The organism is Flavobacterium sp. LM4 (genome assembly GCF_002017935.1).
Classification (GTDB): Bacteria; Bacteroidota; Bacteroidia; order Flavobacteriales; family Flavobacteriaceae; genus Flavobacterium; species Flavobacterium chungangense.
The window spans coordinates 1,303,702-1,319,111 of sequence record NZ_MUFW01000001.1; the positions used below are offsets into that span (position 1 = coordinate 1,303,702).

The 15,410-nt window shown below is 32.0% G+C and carries 16 protein-coding genes; 9 read left to right on the top strand and 7 right to left on the bottom strand.

What is annotated here, in order from left to right; translation table 11 throughout:
- Positions 1–22 precede the first annotated feature (22 nt).
- The 9 genes from BXU10_RS05875 (at position 23) to BXU10_RS05910 (ending at position 5,880) form a co-directional block, all read left to right on the top strand.
- Positions 23–790 carry a phage baseplate assembly protein V gene (locus BXU10_RS05875; protein WP_078226521.1) on the top strand — a complete coding sequence of 256 codons (768 nt, stop codon included), beginning with the start codon at positions 23–25 and terminating at the stop codon, positions 788–790.
- 18 nt (positions 791–808) lie between these two features.
- Positions 809–976 (top strand): hypothetical protein, encoded by a 168-nt coding sequence (locus BXU10_RS24955; protein ID WP_189328060.1) that lies wholly within the window; start codon positions 809–811, stop codon positions 974–976.
- A 6-nt stretch (positions 977–982) separates the two neighbouring features.
- A complete protein-coding gene (locus BXU10_RS24960; protein WP_189328061.1) occupies positions 983–1,150 on the top strand; it encodes a hypothetical protein in 168 nt (55 codons plus the stop codon).
- A gap of 284 nt (positions 1,151–1,434) precedes the next feature.
- Entirely contained in the window at positions 1,435–1,809 is a 375-nt protein-coding gene (locus BXU10_RS05880; RefSeq protein WP_123921957.1) for a hypothetical protein, read from the top strand.
- 6 nt (positions 1,810–1,815) lie between these two features.
- Positions 1,816–2,355, top strand: coding sequence for a hypothetical protein (locus tag BXU10_RS05885; RefSeq protein ID WP_078226523.1), 540 nt, complete (start codon positions 1,816–1,818; stop codon positions 2,353–2,355).
- A 279-nt stretch (positions 2,356–2,634) separates the two neighbouring features.
- On the top strand, positions 2,635–3,048 hold the full coding sequence (locus BXU10_RS05895) for a hypothetical protein (RefSeq protein ID WP_078226525.1): 414 nt from the start codon (positions 2,635–2,637) through the stop codon (positions 3,046–3,048).
- Positions 3,032–3,394, top strand: a complete 363-nt coding sequence (locus tag BXU10_RS05900) for a hypothetical protein (protein WP_078226526.1) — start codon at positions 3,032–3,034, stop codon at positions 3,392–3,394. The genes BXU10_RS05895 and BXU10_RS05900 overlap by 17 nt, the downstream gene beginning before the upstream one ends.
- 2 nt (positions 3,395–3,396) lie before the next feature.
- Positions 3,397–3,753, top strand: coding sequence for a hypothetical protein (locus BXU10_RS05905; protein ID WP_078226527.1), 357 nt, complete (start codon positions 3,397–3,399; stop codon positions 3,751–3,753).
- A gap of 288 nt (positions 3,754–4,041) precedes the next feature.
- Entirely contained in the window at positions 4,042–5,880 is a 1,839-nt protein-coding gene (locus tag BXU10_RS05910) for a type VI secretion system baseplate subunit TssF (protein WP_078226528.1), read from the top strand.
- Positions 5,881–6,013: 133 nt separating this feature from the next.
- On the opposite strand, the gene BXU10_RS05915 is transcribed toward BXU10_RS05910, so the two are convergent.
- The 7 genes from BXU10_RS05915 to panB form a co-directional block, all read right to left on the bottom strand.
- Positions 6,014–6,859: a neutral zinc metallopeptidase gene (locus tag BXU10_RS05915; protein ID WP_078226529.1), complete on the bottom strand. Its 846-nt coding sequence runs from the start codon at positions 6,857–6,859 to the stop codon at positions 6,014–6,016.
- Between the two features lie 83 nt (positions 6,860–6,942).
- Positions 6,943–10,992 (bottom strand): PAS domain S-box protein, encoded by a 4,050-nt coding sequence (locus BXU10_RS05920; RefSeq protein ID WP_078226530.1) that lies wholly within the window; start codon positions 10,990–10,992, stop codon positions 6,943–6,945.
- A 33-nt stretch (positions 10,993–11,025) separates the two neighbouring features.
- Positions 11,026–11,817, bottom strand: coding sequence for a hypothetical protein (locus BXU10_RS05925; RefSeq protein WP_078226531.1), 792 nt, complete (start codon positions 11,815–11,817; stop codon positions 11,026–11,028).
- Positions 11,818–11,932: 115 nt separating this feature from the next.
- Positions 11,933–13,261 (bottom strand): aldehyde dehydrogenase, encoded by a 1,329-nt coding sequence (locus BXU10_RS05930; protein WP_078226532.1) that lies wholly within the window; start codon positions 13,259–13,261, stop codon positions 11,933–11,935.
- A 75-nt stretch (positions 13,262–13,336) separates the two neighbouring features.
- Complete coding sequence (locus tag BXU10_RS05935; RefSeq protein ID WP_078226533.1) at positions 13,337–14,026, bottom strand: RluA family pseudouridine synthase; 690 nt, start codon at positions 14,024–14,026, stop codon at positions 13,337–13,339.
- A 56-nt stretch (positions 14,027–14,082) separates the two neighbouring features.
- A complete protein-coding gene (locus tag BXU10_RS05940; RefSeq protein WP_078226534.1) occupies positions 14,083–14,433 on the bottom strand; it encodes a four helix bundle protein in 351 nt (116 codons plus the stop codon).
- Positions 14,434–14,543: 110 nt separating this feature from the next.
- Complete coding sequence (gene panB, locus BXU10_RS05945) at positions 14,544–15,362, bottom strand: 3-methyl-2-oxobutanoate hydroxymethyltransferase (RefSeq protein WP_078227918.1); 819 nt, start codon at positions 15,360–15,362, stop codon at positions 14,544–14,546.
- Positions 15,363–15,410 lie beyond the last annotated feature (48 nt).

Sequence of the window (15,410 nt, forward strand, 5' to 3'; positions counted from 1 at the left end):
TGTTCCTGATGATGATAAAAAAGTGTATAGAAATGCTATTGTTGGAGAAGTAGATATAAAACACAGAATGACTATCGAACTTTATTTAAACCCAAAAGGATTAGGAAGTGTAAAAGTGCAATTCAACTGGGCAGGCGGAAACAATTCAAGCGAGTGGCTACGAATGATACAGCCACATTCAGGCTCAGGAAAAGGATTTTATTTTATTCCCGAAATTGGTGAAGAGGTTTTAGTAGGTTTTGAAGGAAGCAATGCACAGAATCCGTATGTTTTGGGAACGCAGTATAATGGAAGCCAGTCTAGCGGTTATGCAGATGGTCAAAATAATGTAAAGGCGATTCATACCCGTTCAGGAATCAAATTTATTTTGAATGACGGTGGAGGAAGTATTTTAATTGAAGACCCGAGTGGCAATACCTGGAAAATGGATGGTCAGGGAAATATTGATGTGAATGCGCCAAAGAATTTTACAGTAAATGCCGGAGGTAATTTTACTGTTACTGCAGGTAAGAATATATCGTTAAGTGCAGGAGAAAATATTGATAATTCTGCAAATAAAGATATTTCTCAAACAGCGGGTCACGATATTTCTCAAACAGCAGCTGGAGATTTTACTGAAAGTGCTAATAATAAAACGGAGATTATTGAACAAAAACATATTCGAAGTTCATTAGAATCTACTCAACATGGAGAGAAAGTAAGTGTCTTTAGTACTAAAGAAAATATGCTTCTGGAAAGTAGTCAAAAAACTGTTGAAGTAAACAGTGCAGAAAAATCAAATATGTTTTAATCTTTAAAAAATCATTTTATGGCAATCAATAAAACCGCAAAGAATTTATATGTTAGAATTAAAGGGAACTACATTAGTGAAAGTAAAATCTTTCTGGAAACAGCCGAAAAAGTGGAAATTGTAGCTACAAAAGAAAATTTGAAATTGATTTCAAATAAAAAAAATCAAATGAAAGGTAATAAATAAATACATATGGCAAACGTAGAATTCGGAAAACCTAGATTTCAACCACCAGTAACGAATGGTGAAAATATGTCAGAAGTAACTGCTGTATATTTTGCAAAAAGAATATTAACTCCTGTTTATGAAAATACTGAAGAAATTATTATAGCAAAAAAAGAAGAAAATAAAAAAAGATAAAAGAAAGATTTGTTACAGAACATAAAATAAAGAAGGAGGACTTAGTCAATTATGAAGCCGAAACAACTTTTGAAAAAGCTAACGGAGGAGAAAAAGCAACAATTACTTATAAAAAGAAAGTAAGAGATTCAATTTCATTCAAAAAAATCACAAAAGCCAAGATAAAAGAAAAAGTATGGGTAGTTGCAACTTGCAATGGAACAACAGGAAAGCTATCTGTTGAAATCAATGAAAACAAACTTACGAATACTGAAGCGGTTTGTGATAACCCTGTAAAATTCTTGGTGGAAGAAGAAGAAAAAACAAAAATTGAGTTTGAAATTTACAAGGATATAATTGTTACTCCTAATACTTATGCTAAAGAAATTACGCTTCAACCCAAAAGTAAAGAAGATGTAAAAGCTCTGATAGATAAATTTGATAAACGAACAGATAAAAATGCTTTCCTTTATTTTAAAGCTGAAAATGCTGACCCGGCGTATGAAATAAAAATTTTTGAAGAAAATAAGGAATTTATAAACAAAGATGGGGACAGACTAGAGGTTAAATATTGTAATTGCGGTGAAAAGTATCGAGAAAAAGTTGAATGTACTAGATATGGAAGTGTATATGGACCAGCTTATTGGGGTGAATTACCTTTAAAAGATTTTCCTAAATAGGATGATTTGATAAGAAATAGTAGTGTAACACCAGATGAAAAAGCAATTTTAATAGCAATGTCAGAAAATGAAGGTAAGCTAGATTCTATTCAGTCTTATGATAGTGAAATTCTAACAGCCGGTGCTATGCAAAAGACTATTAATCCTGATGGATATGGTGAATTACCTATTCAATTTTGGGAATTCAAAAAAACATATCCTGATAAATATATATTATATTTAGAAAACTGCAACTGGAAAGTTGTTGAAGAAAAAAAGGAAAAAAAAGACAAAAAGGGAAATGTAATAAGCACTAGTTATAAATACGAAGCGACATATAAAGATTTATCAGGTAAGGAGCTTAAGGATAAAATTCGTGAAGGTTTTCAAAAAAGTAGATTTAAAACAAAAGTTAATTGCGAACCCATAGAACCAATTATAAGTTTAATGAAAGATAATGATTTTCAAACTATACAAATAAAAGATTTTATTAAGCGATTAAATAGTTCATTAGAAAAAAAAACCGGTTGGCTACTCATTAAAAATATCGGCTTTTGTTACTTCTAACTTAGGAAAAGCTTTAGTTTTAGATAACGATGTTAATAGACCTGGACAAGTTGATGATTGTTTTGGAGAAGCTTTAGATTCTTTTTTAAAAAAAAAATCTGAAAGTATCAAAAACACCTTCAGAGTGGGGTGCCAATTTTTCAACTTATGAAGATGAAATATTAGATATTTATGGACCATTAAGAGGTGAAGGGGCTTATACTATGACAAGTGCAACCAAAAGATATAATGATTTAAAATCTAAATTATGATAAAAAAACTTTTTTTTTAACAATATGTTTGTTACTTTCAAATCTTTTATTTTCACAAAAAAAAGATGTAGCTAAATATGTTCTTTCGCAAAGAATAAGTAGTGACTATGAATTAGTCTTCCTTAAATATAATAAAGACTATAATTTGTATTCAAATCCTAGAATATTATACAAAGGCAAATTAAAAACTGTTTCAGGTTTTGATGAAAACAATTATAGTGGAGCAAAAATAAATATTTCAAAAAATAAAAAATACTTTGTTCTGGATAATATCATTAAAGGTTATGCATACGTGCAGAATGATAGTGTTTTACATGAAAATTACAATTGTGTAATTATTGATATTAAAAAATCAAAAATAGTTTATAGAATGCAATCTGATTGTGGGGGGAAATGGAATAAAAAAAATCAATGGGTCTGCAAAAATGAAATTTTATTTTGAAAATTTCGATCCACAAAAAGGAAAAATAGATTTAATAAAACATTATAATGCAGATTTAATTGCCAAACAAGATATACCTGTTGAGGTTAAAACCGAAAAAAAAGATAGTTCTATAGCATTTAAAACAGAATCAAGAAAAAAATTCAACGAAATGCTAAACGCAATTAATCAAGGGACGGATGTTGAAGAAAAGAAAAAAGAGGAAGCTAAACCAATACCAGGAAGTGTCGCTTATTTAGCAACCGTTTCGCATGGATTAAGCCATACCCAATTTTGGAAAGAAGTGGAAGAAAAATTAAGAAGTTCATTTAGTTCAGGTATAAACCTAGGTTATAAACAGAAATAATTATGAAAACGATTTACAAATTAATATTCTATAGTACTCTAATTTTAATCATTTCAGACATAGGTATTACTTATTGGTATATTTCCGATCATCTTTTATCAGATGTATCAGCCATGGATACTCAATCCATTATGAATATTGCAATTAATATCGGAATAGTTGGTGGTTTAATTCCTACTTTTTCATTTTTGATTCTTAATTTTTTAATAAAAAAAATTAAGAATATTTGGTTACTCGCTATTCTAATAATTATTTTAATAGCATTGGTTATAGCTATAGTGTATTGGTTTGTTTTATGTGCGGTATTTCAAGATTCGGATAATCCACAATATTTTTTGTACACGTTTTTAGGCTTGTGATGAACAGAGAAAGAATATTGCAAGTTCAATTATTAATAATCAAGACGAATATTTAATTATATGCTTGCTGATACTCAGTATTATTAGGTTTTGATGAGATAAACTTAATTACATTAGGACAAAGAAGTTTGTGTTTTAACTTAAAAATAGTAAGGTAAACTTAGGAAGGACATTGAATATATTGTTTAATAGCCAGTGATAATATTCAAAAAATAATTAAAAATTAAAGTGCAGATTACAGGTAGGGGTTAGAAAATTATAAAAAATATCAGATTTCAACGAACAATAATGAGACAAGAACGAATAAAAGACAGAGTTTTAAAAAGAGCGGCCAGATCGTGGGGCTTTTCAGATGTTGAGATGGAAACTTCATTTGATCCTGTTGTGTCCATGATGCTAAATGCATTATCGTATGAATTAGAAAAAGTGGCACACGAACTTGAAGATTCTAAAACACGGGTAGTCGAAAGAGTTCTGGAAATTATGTTTCCTGAAGTTGCTGCCGGTGCTAAACCGGCCAGAGCAATCATGTATGCTTTGCCAATAGATAATAATATGAAAATTTCTCTGCAGAACCAAATGACGGTGAGCAGAAGGCTGCACAATATTTATAATCCTTTGGCACCTATTACTAAAGAAATTGTTCTTTCGCCAACCCTGGAAGTAAAATTATCTTCTTGTGAGGTTAGATATGTAGCGTACGAAAGAAATCTGTATGAGGTTTCTAATCTGTTTTATAAAGATGCGGTTAGAGATTACAAACATTCACTGCCCTCCGGAGAGGTATTTTTGGGTATCGAATTAAAAGATGCCAATGTATTTGAGTTAGAGGATTTGATGCTATACATTGATATTAAAAATATCCACCAAAAAGAAATGTTTCATTATTATCTAAAGCAAATGAAATGCTATCATGATGATATAGAAATTAAAGTAAAAGAGGGGTATAATGTTCCGGTAAACAGTCTTGATATCGAAAACATAATAAACCGCAACTATACGCACCTGAGTGAATTGATGCAGGAAGTGAATGAGTTTTATTTTGATAATTTTTATACGCTAAAAGGAGTATTAAAACATAAAAAAATAAACGAATATAATCCTGAATATAAGTTTTTTGAGAATATAACGAAGCATAACGGAAATCCTGTTATTTGGATAAAAATGGTTTTTCCGGAATCTTTAATTCCTCAAATATTAGATAATGTTTCTTTTACGGCAAATTGTTTTCCGGTAATTAATAAAAAGCGTCATGTTATAAACAAAACTCTTGGAGGATTTTTGTCGTACGTAGCATTAGACACAGGCAACGATATTTATCTGGATGTAGATGCGGTTGTGGATACATATGCTAATCATTATGAAATTAAGGATTTTAGTGATGGTGTAATCGAAGAAGGAAATGCAGTATTACGTTCAGGAGGAGTTTCAAGATTTGATTCAAGATCAGCTTCAGAACTGCTTCAGAATGTATTGGATTTATTAAAAGATGAAAGTTCTTCTTTTGCAGGTTTGGGTAAAGATTTTATGAATAGTTCTTTGATAGAAATTAATCAATTGTTGGCCTCTGTTGAACAGCAAGCCAAAGAAAGTAATTTTTCTAAAAACAATGATCCTTATTTAATGATCAAACCTAAAGTGAATGAATCTTCAGGGAAAACATTTACAATCAGTTATTGGTCAACTTGTGCAGAGGACGGTAATGATATTAAAGCCGGGACAGTTTTGGAAGCCAAAGATGATTTGTTTTTTATGAGCAAGGAAACAATATTACTTACCAATACAGTAGGAGGAACAAACAAACAAAACAATAAAGACAGAATTTTAGAATACCGAAATGCTTTATTGACAAGAGGAAGAATAGTGACTTTTGCAGATATAAAAGCATTTAGTTTTAATCATTTTAAAAGTTATATCAATGACGTTAAAATTGAAAAAGGAACCCGAAAAGAGATTTCAAGTAAAGCCGGTTTTAGTCGTACTGTAGATATTCATATAAAAACGAATCAGATAGAAAAAGAATCCTTATCTGTAACAGAATGGGATTATTTGTGTGAAAGCTATATGAAAAACTTAATAAATAAATCTTCAAACGTATTTCCATATAGATTATTTATAGAAAACTAATTTGTAAGTATTAAAAAAAATAAACTGTTGAAAATCCATTTTGCAATTTGTAAAATAGATTTTGTTCTTATAAAAAAAAGCATGATTTAAAAAATCATGCTTTCCGGTTAATTATTGGTTGGTTTTAAAGAGGTTATATTTCATCAAAAGTATTACCTTTTTTAATGTCACCGGTAGTAAATCCTTTTTTAAACCAGTACATTCTTTGTTCAGATGTACCATGGGTAAAAGAATCCGGTACTACATGCCCCTGCATTTTGCTCTGAATGGCATCATCGCCAACAGCGTTAGCAGCACTTAAGGCCTCTTCGATATCGCCGGTATCTAGGTTTTCTTTATTATAATGTGTCCACACCCCCGCGTAAAAATCTGCTTGTAGTTCTAATGCAACAGAAAGTTTATTGGCTTCCGCTTCACTCTTGCCTTCCTGGTCACGACGCATTTGCTCAGAGGTTCCCAGAAGGGTCTGGATATGGTGACCAATTTCATGGGCTATTACATAAGCGATCGCAAAATCTCCACCTTTAGCCCCAAATTTAGTTTTTAACTCTTCAAAAAAAGCAAGATCCATATATACTTTCTGGTCGCCAGGACAATAAAAAGGTCCGGAAGCAGAGGAAGCTCCTCCACAAGCTGTTTGTACAGAGCCTCTAAATAAAACCAGTTTAGGTGCTTTATAGGTCATGCCGTTTTCAGTAAATATTTTCCCCCAGATATCCTCATTATCAGCAAGTATAACGCGAACAAAATTTCCCATTTCTTCATCTTCAGCACTAAGTGGTGCGGCTGTTTCTGTCTGGGGTTGGCCTCCCTGTAGCTGCTCGAGCACTGGAGTAATAAGTTTGGCATTTTCTCCTCCAAAAACATTAACTAATAAAATAATAATACCAATAATACCGCCCCCAACAACTGCTTTGCCGCCCGATATTGAACGTCGGTCTTCAACATTGTCACTTTGTCTTCTGCCTAGCCATTTCATAAAATAATGTATTTAAGTTAATTGGGATTTGGTTAACACGAATTTATATTTTTTTTAAATAAATGGCTAATAAAAACTGCGAATTATTTTAACCATTTTGTTAAGGTCTCCTCAACAGCACCTTTCATGATTGGTTTTGGAATATAATCGTTCATTCCTGATGCGATACATTTATTCCGTTCTTCTTTTTCTGTACCGGCAGTCACAGCAATAATAGGGATTTGTTTCCCTTTTGCAGAGTTTCGTATTGCTAATGTAGTTTCATAACCATTCATGATAGGCATTTGTATGTCCATAAAAATCATGTCGGGATTCATCTTTTCAAATTCTTTTACAGCTTCGTAACCATTTTCACATTCATGGATTGAGGCATTGGAATATAAGTTTTTGATAATCGTTTTTAAGAGCAGCATATTTACCTTATTGTCTTCCACAATTAAAAAAGTAAAGTTGTTTTTTAAAGTGTTGTTTGGTAAAAAGACAGATTGGGCATTCAAAATTCCATAATCAGCGGTGTACTTTTCGATGGTGTTTTTATTACTGGTTTTAAGGGTCAAATCAAAATAAAAATTACTTCCCACATCTATTTTACTTTTAAGCTGAAGACGGCTTTCCATAAGTGCCAGCAACTGGTTGGAAATGGTTAGCCCTAAACCGGTTCCTCCAAATTTTCGGGTTGTAGAGCTGTCTTCTTGCGAAAATGCTTTAAAAATTTTCTTCTGGTTTTCCTTTAAAATTCCAATTCCGGTATCCACTACAGAAAACCTAATGATGCAGATGTCATTCTCTTTTTTTTCTAAAACAGAAACATTAAGTGTAATAGAACCTTGATGTGTGAATTTTACGGCATTAGATAATAAATTAATTAAAATTTGTTTGAGCCTTACAATATCTGTCCAGATGTATTGGGGTACTTCAGGAGTTATCTTTAATTCAAGCTTCAGGTTTTTTAAGTTGGATTCGTATAGGATCAGGTCAAATACCTGCCCTAATATTTTATTAATGTCATATTGGTCAATAAATAAATCTAATTTTCCTGCTTCAATTTTAGAAAAATCAAGAATATCATTTATAATTTCTAATAAAGAATGTGCCGACTGATTAATTGTGGTCATATACTTCTCCTGAATTTCTTCAAGTTCAGTTTTCATAAGCAGGTGCGTAAAACCAATAATGCCATTAAGGGGTGTTCTGATTTCATGTGACATATTAGCAAGAAAATCCGATTTTGATTTATTAGCAGCCTCGGCAAGTTGTTTTGCTTTTATGGCATCTTCTGTTTGCTTTTTATTGGTAATGTCAAAATAAATTCCACCAACAAATTCAATTTCGTCTCCTTTTTTAATAACATCTCCAAATTCTTCAATCCATATATATTCTCCTGTTTTTCGCTTAATTCGATAAGTGTTGTGCAGTGCTTTTCCATTTTTTAAATTTTGAAATTGATTGTCAATAACTTCATCTTTATCATCAGGATGTATGAGGGATAAAAACGAAAGTTTATTTTCAAGGAATTCAGCTTTTGAATAGCCTGTAAGATTGGAAATTTGGTCATTCACAAATATTTTCGTGGAAAATGCATCAAACTTTGACAGATAAACTGTACCGGGAATATTATTAGCTATTAATTTAAACTTTTCTTCGCTTTCGATAATTTTAGTCTGATTACGATTTCTTTCTAAAGCAGATGAAATATTATTGGCAAGGGTTTGGAAAATGTAAATTTCTTCTTCAGACCATCTGTGCTCATTATGGCAGTCATCAAACCCAATGAATCCGCTAAAAACATCATGAACATACAAAGGCAGGATTAATATCGATTTTATATTATTTGTGAGAAGTAAGTTTTTAAAAAAAGTGTTTTCAAGTTGTTTGGTCAGTGTGTTTAGGATTTTCTTGTTTTGTGCTTTTTCAATTATCTCTTGTAGATCAGTTTCTGTAAATTTTTGAAGAATGATGTTTTCATCCGGATCTTCCTGTCTGGACCATTTGTATTTTTGGCTGATAGTATTGGTTTCGAAATCTTTTTCGTAATAGTACATATGGTCTGCATTGGCAACTTTTCCTATAATGTTATAGGTTTCCTGAAACATTTCTTCTGTAGTCTTACTTAATAAAAATTTCTCTGTACAAAGGGCCAATGCAGATAGTGATTGACTTTTGAACTCAAGTTTCCGTTCTGCTTTTAAACGCATTTGCGATGAGATTGCAAGCGATATAACATCTGAAATGGTACGGGCATAATTAATATCCTCATTATCCCATTCTCTTTTTTCTTCAGTGCTCTCAAAACACACTACCCCGGCCAATTTTCCACTAAAAAAAATAGGGACATCCAACATGGAGAGTATTTTGTTTTTGATGAAATAGCCTTTTTGAAACTCAGAGGTTTCCAATTTATTAAAAACATCGCTTGCATTTATGATTGCCTTATTTTTTAAGGTTTCGAAGTAAATGGGATAAGAGGCTTTATCAAGAATGTTTTTATAATAAAAATCGTTTTTATCTTTACTGTAAAGATTTTTACAGACAATGGTATCATTTAAATATTTCCAAAAACTGATTCTGTTTGCTTTTGAAACAGCGGCCTCCTCTATGATAAAATCAATTACGCTGTTTAAGTTGTCATAATGACTAAAGTCGGTGGTAGATAATTTTTTGGTGGAATTGTTGTAAGACTCAATTTTTTCAAGTCTGACTCTTTTTTCATTTTCATTATTCTTCAATTCGGTAATATCCCTTGCTATACCTGCAAAGCCAATAGTTTGTCCTAAATCGTTTTTGCGTATAATTACCTTTTGTGAAATCCATATAGCATCTCCTTTTTTCTTTAGAATAGGAAATTCAATAGTATCATGGTTAAATTCCTTTTCTTCAAGGTTTTTATAAAAATCGGCAACCTTTTTTCGGTAGTCAGGGTGAATGAAGTTAGCATAATGTTTTGAAATGACTTCTTTTTCGGTATATTCTAAAACAGAAAAAGCAAATTCATTTATAAAGGTAAAATTGCCTTCGGTGTCAATTTCAAAAATAATATCTGCCGCTGTTTGAATCAGGTTTTTATACTGGTCCTTTATTTTAACCTGCTCTGTAATATCTTGTCCGATTCCAATAACTAAATCTTCAGAAAAACGTTTGTCTTTCCATTGAATGTATTTGTATTCGCCGTTTTTGCATTTTAATTTTCGGGTGTACAAAATATTATCCTGATAGTCATCAAAAAAAAGATCACCAATAAAATCAGGATCTTCAGTAAGGTTCCAAAACCCCATTCCCATAACTTCTTCGGTTGAATATCCTAATATTTCAGTGATAGATTCACTACAGAAAATCAGTTCACCTTTTTTGTTACAGGCAAGGGTAAGTGAGCTTCCTTTGTGAACTATTTCATTTGTAAATCTGAAATTATCACGAGTATTTAAAAAGATAGCATATTTAACCTGATTAATAACAAAAATCACCAGACAGTAGGTGATGAGTAAAACAGAGGATTTTATAGGAATGAAATCAAAAGCCAGGTTAATGATATGAAAAATGAATGCTCCGGTAATGAAGTACCAATAAATTTTTATTGGTCTCAAAACGCTGTAAGAGAAATAAAAGGTGATCAAAAAGGCAATAATTGGTACAATATCATTAGGATGAATGATAATGTTTCGGGCAATATAGGCTGTGAATAATAAAAATACGGAAATAAAAACGATTGAAATTTTACTTCTTAAATATTCGATCTTAATCGATAAAAAATAAAATAATAATATCGAAAACCCAATTGATAAATTGACATACAAAAGACTCTGCGGTCTTATTTTAAAAATTTCATTAATGATTTCGATTACAATAATAGTAATACTAAAAAACAAAAGATATAGCTGATATTCTTTATGTGAAACTTCTTTTTCTTTGTTTTTTTCGATGAAAGAACCAATTTTGGTTTTGATTTTAAAAAATTGATAAACCAGTAATCCTATAAAAGCAATCAGGCATAACTCTAACATGATTAATTTAGGACTATTGTAGAAAATAAGATTGGATTTAAAAACAATATAGTTTATCCAAAATGATTTCAGGGCACTGCCAATAAAGGTAATCCCCGTAACCGAAAAATGTAAAAAACTATAGCTGGATACCATAGAATTTGAGTATTGGTTTTAAATGATCTTGTTTTATTCCGGATCTGACTGGCCAATTGAATCGATTGAATCGGGACTTTCTATTTCGATAATAGCACTGTATATCGCATATTTTACAGAATAAGTAACGGGAATTGTAAATACAACACCAATACAGCATCCAATAAAACCAATTGCAGAACCTATTCCGGCTACAATAAATAATAAAGCTATAATAAGTGGTTGCTTGCTAACAATCACAATACTTGATTTTATTGCATCTGTTATATTTAAATTTCCAAAAATAATAAGCGGAACTGTCAGGGATGTAAATAATGAAATTAGTATGGCAAAAATACTGTCAATAAATGTAATCCCAATAAAATTGAAAGCCACAGAAATTAGTCCGCTGGTTAAACCAATCAATAAGGTAGAAATAAAAAGACGTCCAAAATAATGAGCTTTGTAATAAGTAAAAACAGTAGAGAAATTAAGCGATTCCTCCTTGTCGGCATTATCTGCCATTTTTAAAAAACCTGCCGTAAAAGGACTCATAATAGCAGTTACAAAAGTGATTGCAAATGTATAAATAAGTAAAGTTGTTCCTTCTGGCTGTTTGTGCTGCAAACTCTCAAAAAATTGTTTGTTGAAATGTTCAGCTCCATATAAAGAAATTAATATTCCTCCACCAAGAAAAAAGCAAATTATAGAAAAGAATAATAAAATAAGCCCTGCATAAACGGCAATTTTTTTATAATTTTCAAAAGCATGATTAAAAACATCTGAAAAATCTAAAGAGTAGCCATTGTTTTTTATGTATTCGATTTGATTGAGTGTGGATTTCATATTTAGCAGAATTGTTTTATACTTTAAGATTTAAGTTAACTATTCAAACGTAAATATAGTATTTTTAATCAATTTCATTTGAAAATCTGCGAAATAGTAAGGACCATTTTGTTTTTTACATCCAGTCTAATAAACGCTTAATGGCTTTTAATTTATCCTTATATGGAGCATAGCGCATAGGAAGATCCAGCCAGTTGGCTTTTTTTACAATTGCTTTATGATGGGAGAAAATATCAAAGCTCAGTTTTCCATGATAAGCGCCCATCCCGCTATGCCCCACACCTCCAAAAGGCAATCTTTTGTTCGAGAAATGAACAACAGTATCGTTGATGGAACCACCTCCAAAGGAATAACGCAAAATCATTTTTTTAATAAAAGAATGATTTTCGCTGAAAACATAAAATGCAAGAGGCTTTTCATATTTACTGATTACAGCATCAATGTCGTTTTCAGATTCATAAACTAAAATAGGCAAAAGAGGACCAAAAATCTCTTCTTTCATTACCAGACTTCCTAATTCAGGTTCATCAATAAGAGTAGGGGAAATGTAAAAATCGCTGGCATCTGATTCTCCGCCAAAAATCAATTTTTCCCCAGCAATCATACCTGTTAAGCGTACCCAGTTTTTACTATTTATGATTCTGGCATAATCAGGAGAGTTTTTTATCTTTTTGCCATAAGCCATAATGATTTCTTCAATCAGGAAAGTTATAAATTTGATCTTCATGTTTTTTTGAACCAGAATGTAATCGGGTGCAATACAGGTTTGTCCGGCATTGATGAATTTTCCCCAGACAATACGTTTTGCGGCAAGTTTTAAATTGGCAGTTTGATCAATAATACAAGGATTTTTACCTCCTAATTCTAAAGTTACAGGAGTGAGGTGTTCAGCAGCAGATTTGGCTACAATTTTGCCAACTGAAACACTTCCGGTAAAGAAAATATAATCCCATCTTTTTGCCAGTACCTCCTCAGAGACCTCAATGCCCCCCTGAACAACCTCTACATGGTTGATATGAAACGATTTTTCGATGATTCTGGCAATGAGTGCAGAAGTATTCGGGGTAAGTTCTGATGGTTTTAAAACAACTTTATTTCCTGCAGCTACAGCAGCAATTAAGGGACATAAAGCCAGTTGGAACGGATAATTCCAGGGAGCAATGACCAAAACATTTCCGTATGGTTCCTTGTAAATAAAATCGGTCGAAGGAAAATTAAGCAGAGAAGGGAAAACTCGTACTGGTTTGGCCCATTTATCAATGTTTTTGATCGTGCTTTTTAATTCTGAAATAACATAATTAGTTTCTGTTAAAACAGCTTCAAATTCAGGTTTTTTAAAATCATCAAACAAGGCATTTACAATTAAATCCTCACTTTTTTGAATATTAAAAAGTAATTTTTTAAGTGTTTCTTTTCTGTACTTTATATCGTTTTTATAGTCCATTTTAGTGAAAACTTAAATTTTGGCTATGCAAGTTAACAGATATAAAATGAAAATCTGACAATTAAATCATAAAAATCATACAGCATTCCAAATCGTTTCATCTGGGGTTGGAGCCGTTATGGTGATATTTTCTTTCGAAACCGGATGGATGAAAACTAATTTTCGTGCATGCAGGTGAATACCTCCGTCAGGATTACTTCTGTCAGCACCATATTTTAAATCCCCTTTTATGGGAGAACCAATAGCAGATAACTGAGCACGTATTTGGTGATGACGGCCCGTATGAAGATTAATCTCTAAGGCGGTATAATTTTGAAGCTCTTTGATGATGGTATAATCCAGACTGGCGAGTTTGCTGTCCGAAACTTCTTTTAAATGTGCTTTTGAAGTATTGTTCTTTTCGTTTCTTTTTAAGTAATGAACTAGTTTGGCAGCAGCTTCCTGAGGTTTTTGCTTTACAACCGCCCAATACGTTTTTTTAGTTTCGCGATTGCTGAACAATTCATTCATTCTTGACAAGGCTTTACTGGTTCTCGCAAATACTACAATCCCTGTTGTTGGGCGATCCAGACGATGAATAACGCCCAGAAAAACATCACCGGGTTTGTTATATTTGTCCTTGATGTATTCTTTTACAATATCAGATAAGGGTTTGTCACCTGTTTTATCGCCCTGTACAATATCTCCCACACGTTTATTGACCACGATGATATGGTTGTCTTCGTGGAGGATTTGGAGATTATTTTTGTTGGAAACAATTTTCATTTAGACTTAATTAGATTTTAGACTGGCTTAGACTTTTTAGATTTAATTTATGGGGATTATAGCAAAGTTGCTCTGAATCTTGAAGTCATTTTAGTTATTTCTTCCAGTAGATTTATTAATTCTATTGTGTTTTCTTCATTAATAAATCCTAAATCAGATGAAATTAAAAGTTGAGTTTCTACTTCGTAAGCAGAACCAATTGCAATTTCTAAGAATCGTGCAAAATCTTTATTAGAATTTCTTGAAGACCCTTCAGCAATGTTTGAAGGAATAGAAACAGTAGCTCTTCGCAATTGATTTGTAATTCCAAACTTTTCTTCATTAGGGAAAGAAGCAGTTACATTGTAAATTTTAGAACAAAACAATCTATTTTTTTTCCAAATTAAAAGTTCTTTAAATTGATGCATATTCTTTTTTAGATTATTAGAATTTTAGATGGGTTAAGACTTCTTAGATTAATTTTAAAATTTAGCATTCAATCTAAGAAGTCTAATGTCTAAGAAGTCTAAAATCTAATCTAGTATTGTTCTCTCTCATTAGGAAAATCCGTCGATTTCACATCAGCGGCATACTGGCCTATTGCTTTGGTCATTTCTTCATACAAATTCAGATAGCGACGAAGGAAACGTGGACTAAATTCATTGTTCATTCCTAACATATCATGAATAACCAAAACCTGTCCGTCTACACCGCCACCAGCTCCAATTCCGATAACCGGGATTGAAATACTTTTGGCTACTTTTTCGGCTAAATCAGCAGGTATTTTTTCAAGAACCACGGCAAAACAGCCCACTTTTTCAAGCATTTTGGCATCTTCAATCAATTTTTCAGCTTCTTCATCTTCTTTGGCACGAACACTGTAAGTTCCAAATTTGTAAATAGACTGAGGTGTTAAACCTAAATGGCCCATTACAGGAATTCCTGCATTTAATATTTTTCGGATTGACTCTTTAATTTCTTTTCCACCTTCAAGTTTCACGGCATGTCCGCCACTTTCTTTCATGATTCTGATAGACGAACGCAAGGCCTCTTTCGGATCAGATTGATAACTTCCAAAAGGCAAATCTACGACAACCAATGCTCTGTCAACAGCACGAACTACGGATGATGCATGATAGATCATTTGGTCCAGCGTAATTGGTAAAGTCGTTTCATGACCTGCCATAACATTCGAAGCAGAATCTCCCACTAAAATTACGTCGACACCTGCGGTATCAACAATTTTTGCCATCGTGTAATCGTAGGCCGTTAGCATAGAGATTTTTTCTCCATGGTTTTTCATTTCGATTAACGACTTTGTAGTGATTCTTTTATAATCTTTTTTTGCTACTGACATTTTTATTTTTTTTTGAATGTAAAAGTATTGAATAAATATAAATTTGGA

Coding starts and splice junctions, on each gene's coding strand:
- BXU10_RS24955 (WP_189328060.1), top strand. CDS start 809: ATGGCAATCAATAAAACCGCAAAGAATTTATATGTTAGAATTAAAGGG.
- BXU10_RS24960 (WP_189328061.1), top strand. CDS start 983: ATGGCAAACGTAGAATTCGGAAAACCTAGATTTCAACCACCAGTAACG.
- BXU10_RS05900 (WP_078226526.1), top strand. CDS start 3,032: ATGAAATTTTATTTTGAAAATTTCGATCCACAAAAAGGAAAAATAGAT.
- BXU10_RS05905 (WP_078226527.1), top strand. CDS start 3,397: ATGAAAACGATTTACAAATTAATATTCTATAGTACTCTAATTTTAATC.
- BXU10_RS05910 (WP_078226528.1), top strand. CDS start 4,042: ATGAGACAAGAACGAATAAAAGACAGAGTTTTAAAAAGAGCGGCCAGA.
- BXU10_RS05915 (WP_078226529.1), bottom strand. CDS start 6,859: ATGAAATGGCTAGGCAGAAGACAAAGTGACAATGTTGAAGACCGACGT.
- BXU10_RS05920 (WP_078226530.1), bottom strand. CDS start 10,992: ATGGTATCCAGCTATAGTTTTTTACATTTTTCGGTTACGGGGATTACC.
- BXU10_RS05925 (WP_078226531.1), bottom strand. CDS start 11,817: ATGAAATCCACACTCAATCAAATCGAATACATAAAAAACAATGGCTAC.
- BXU10_RS05930 (WP_078226532.1), bottom strand. CDS start 13,261: ATGGACTATAAAAACGATATAAAGTACAGAAAAGAAACACTTAAAAAA.
- BXU10_RS05935 (WP_078226533.1), bottom strand. CDS start 14,026: ATGAAAATTGTTTCCAACAAAAATAATCTCCAAATCCTCCACGAAGAC.
- BXU10_RS05940 (WP_078226534.1), bottom strand. CDS start 14,433: ATGCATCAATTTAAAGAACTTTTAATTTGGAAAAAAAATAGATTGTTT.
- panB (WP_078227918.1), bottom strand. CDS start 15,362: ATGTCAGTAGCAAAAAAAGATTATAAAAGAATCACTACAAAGTCGTTA.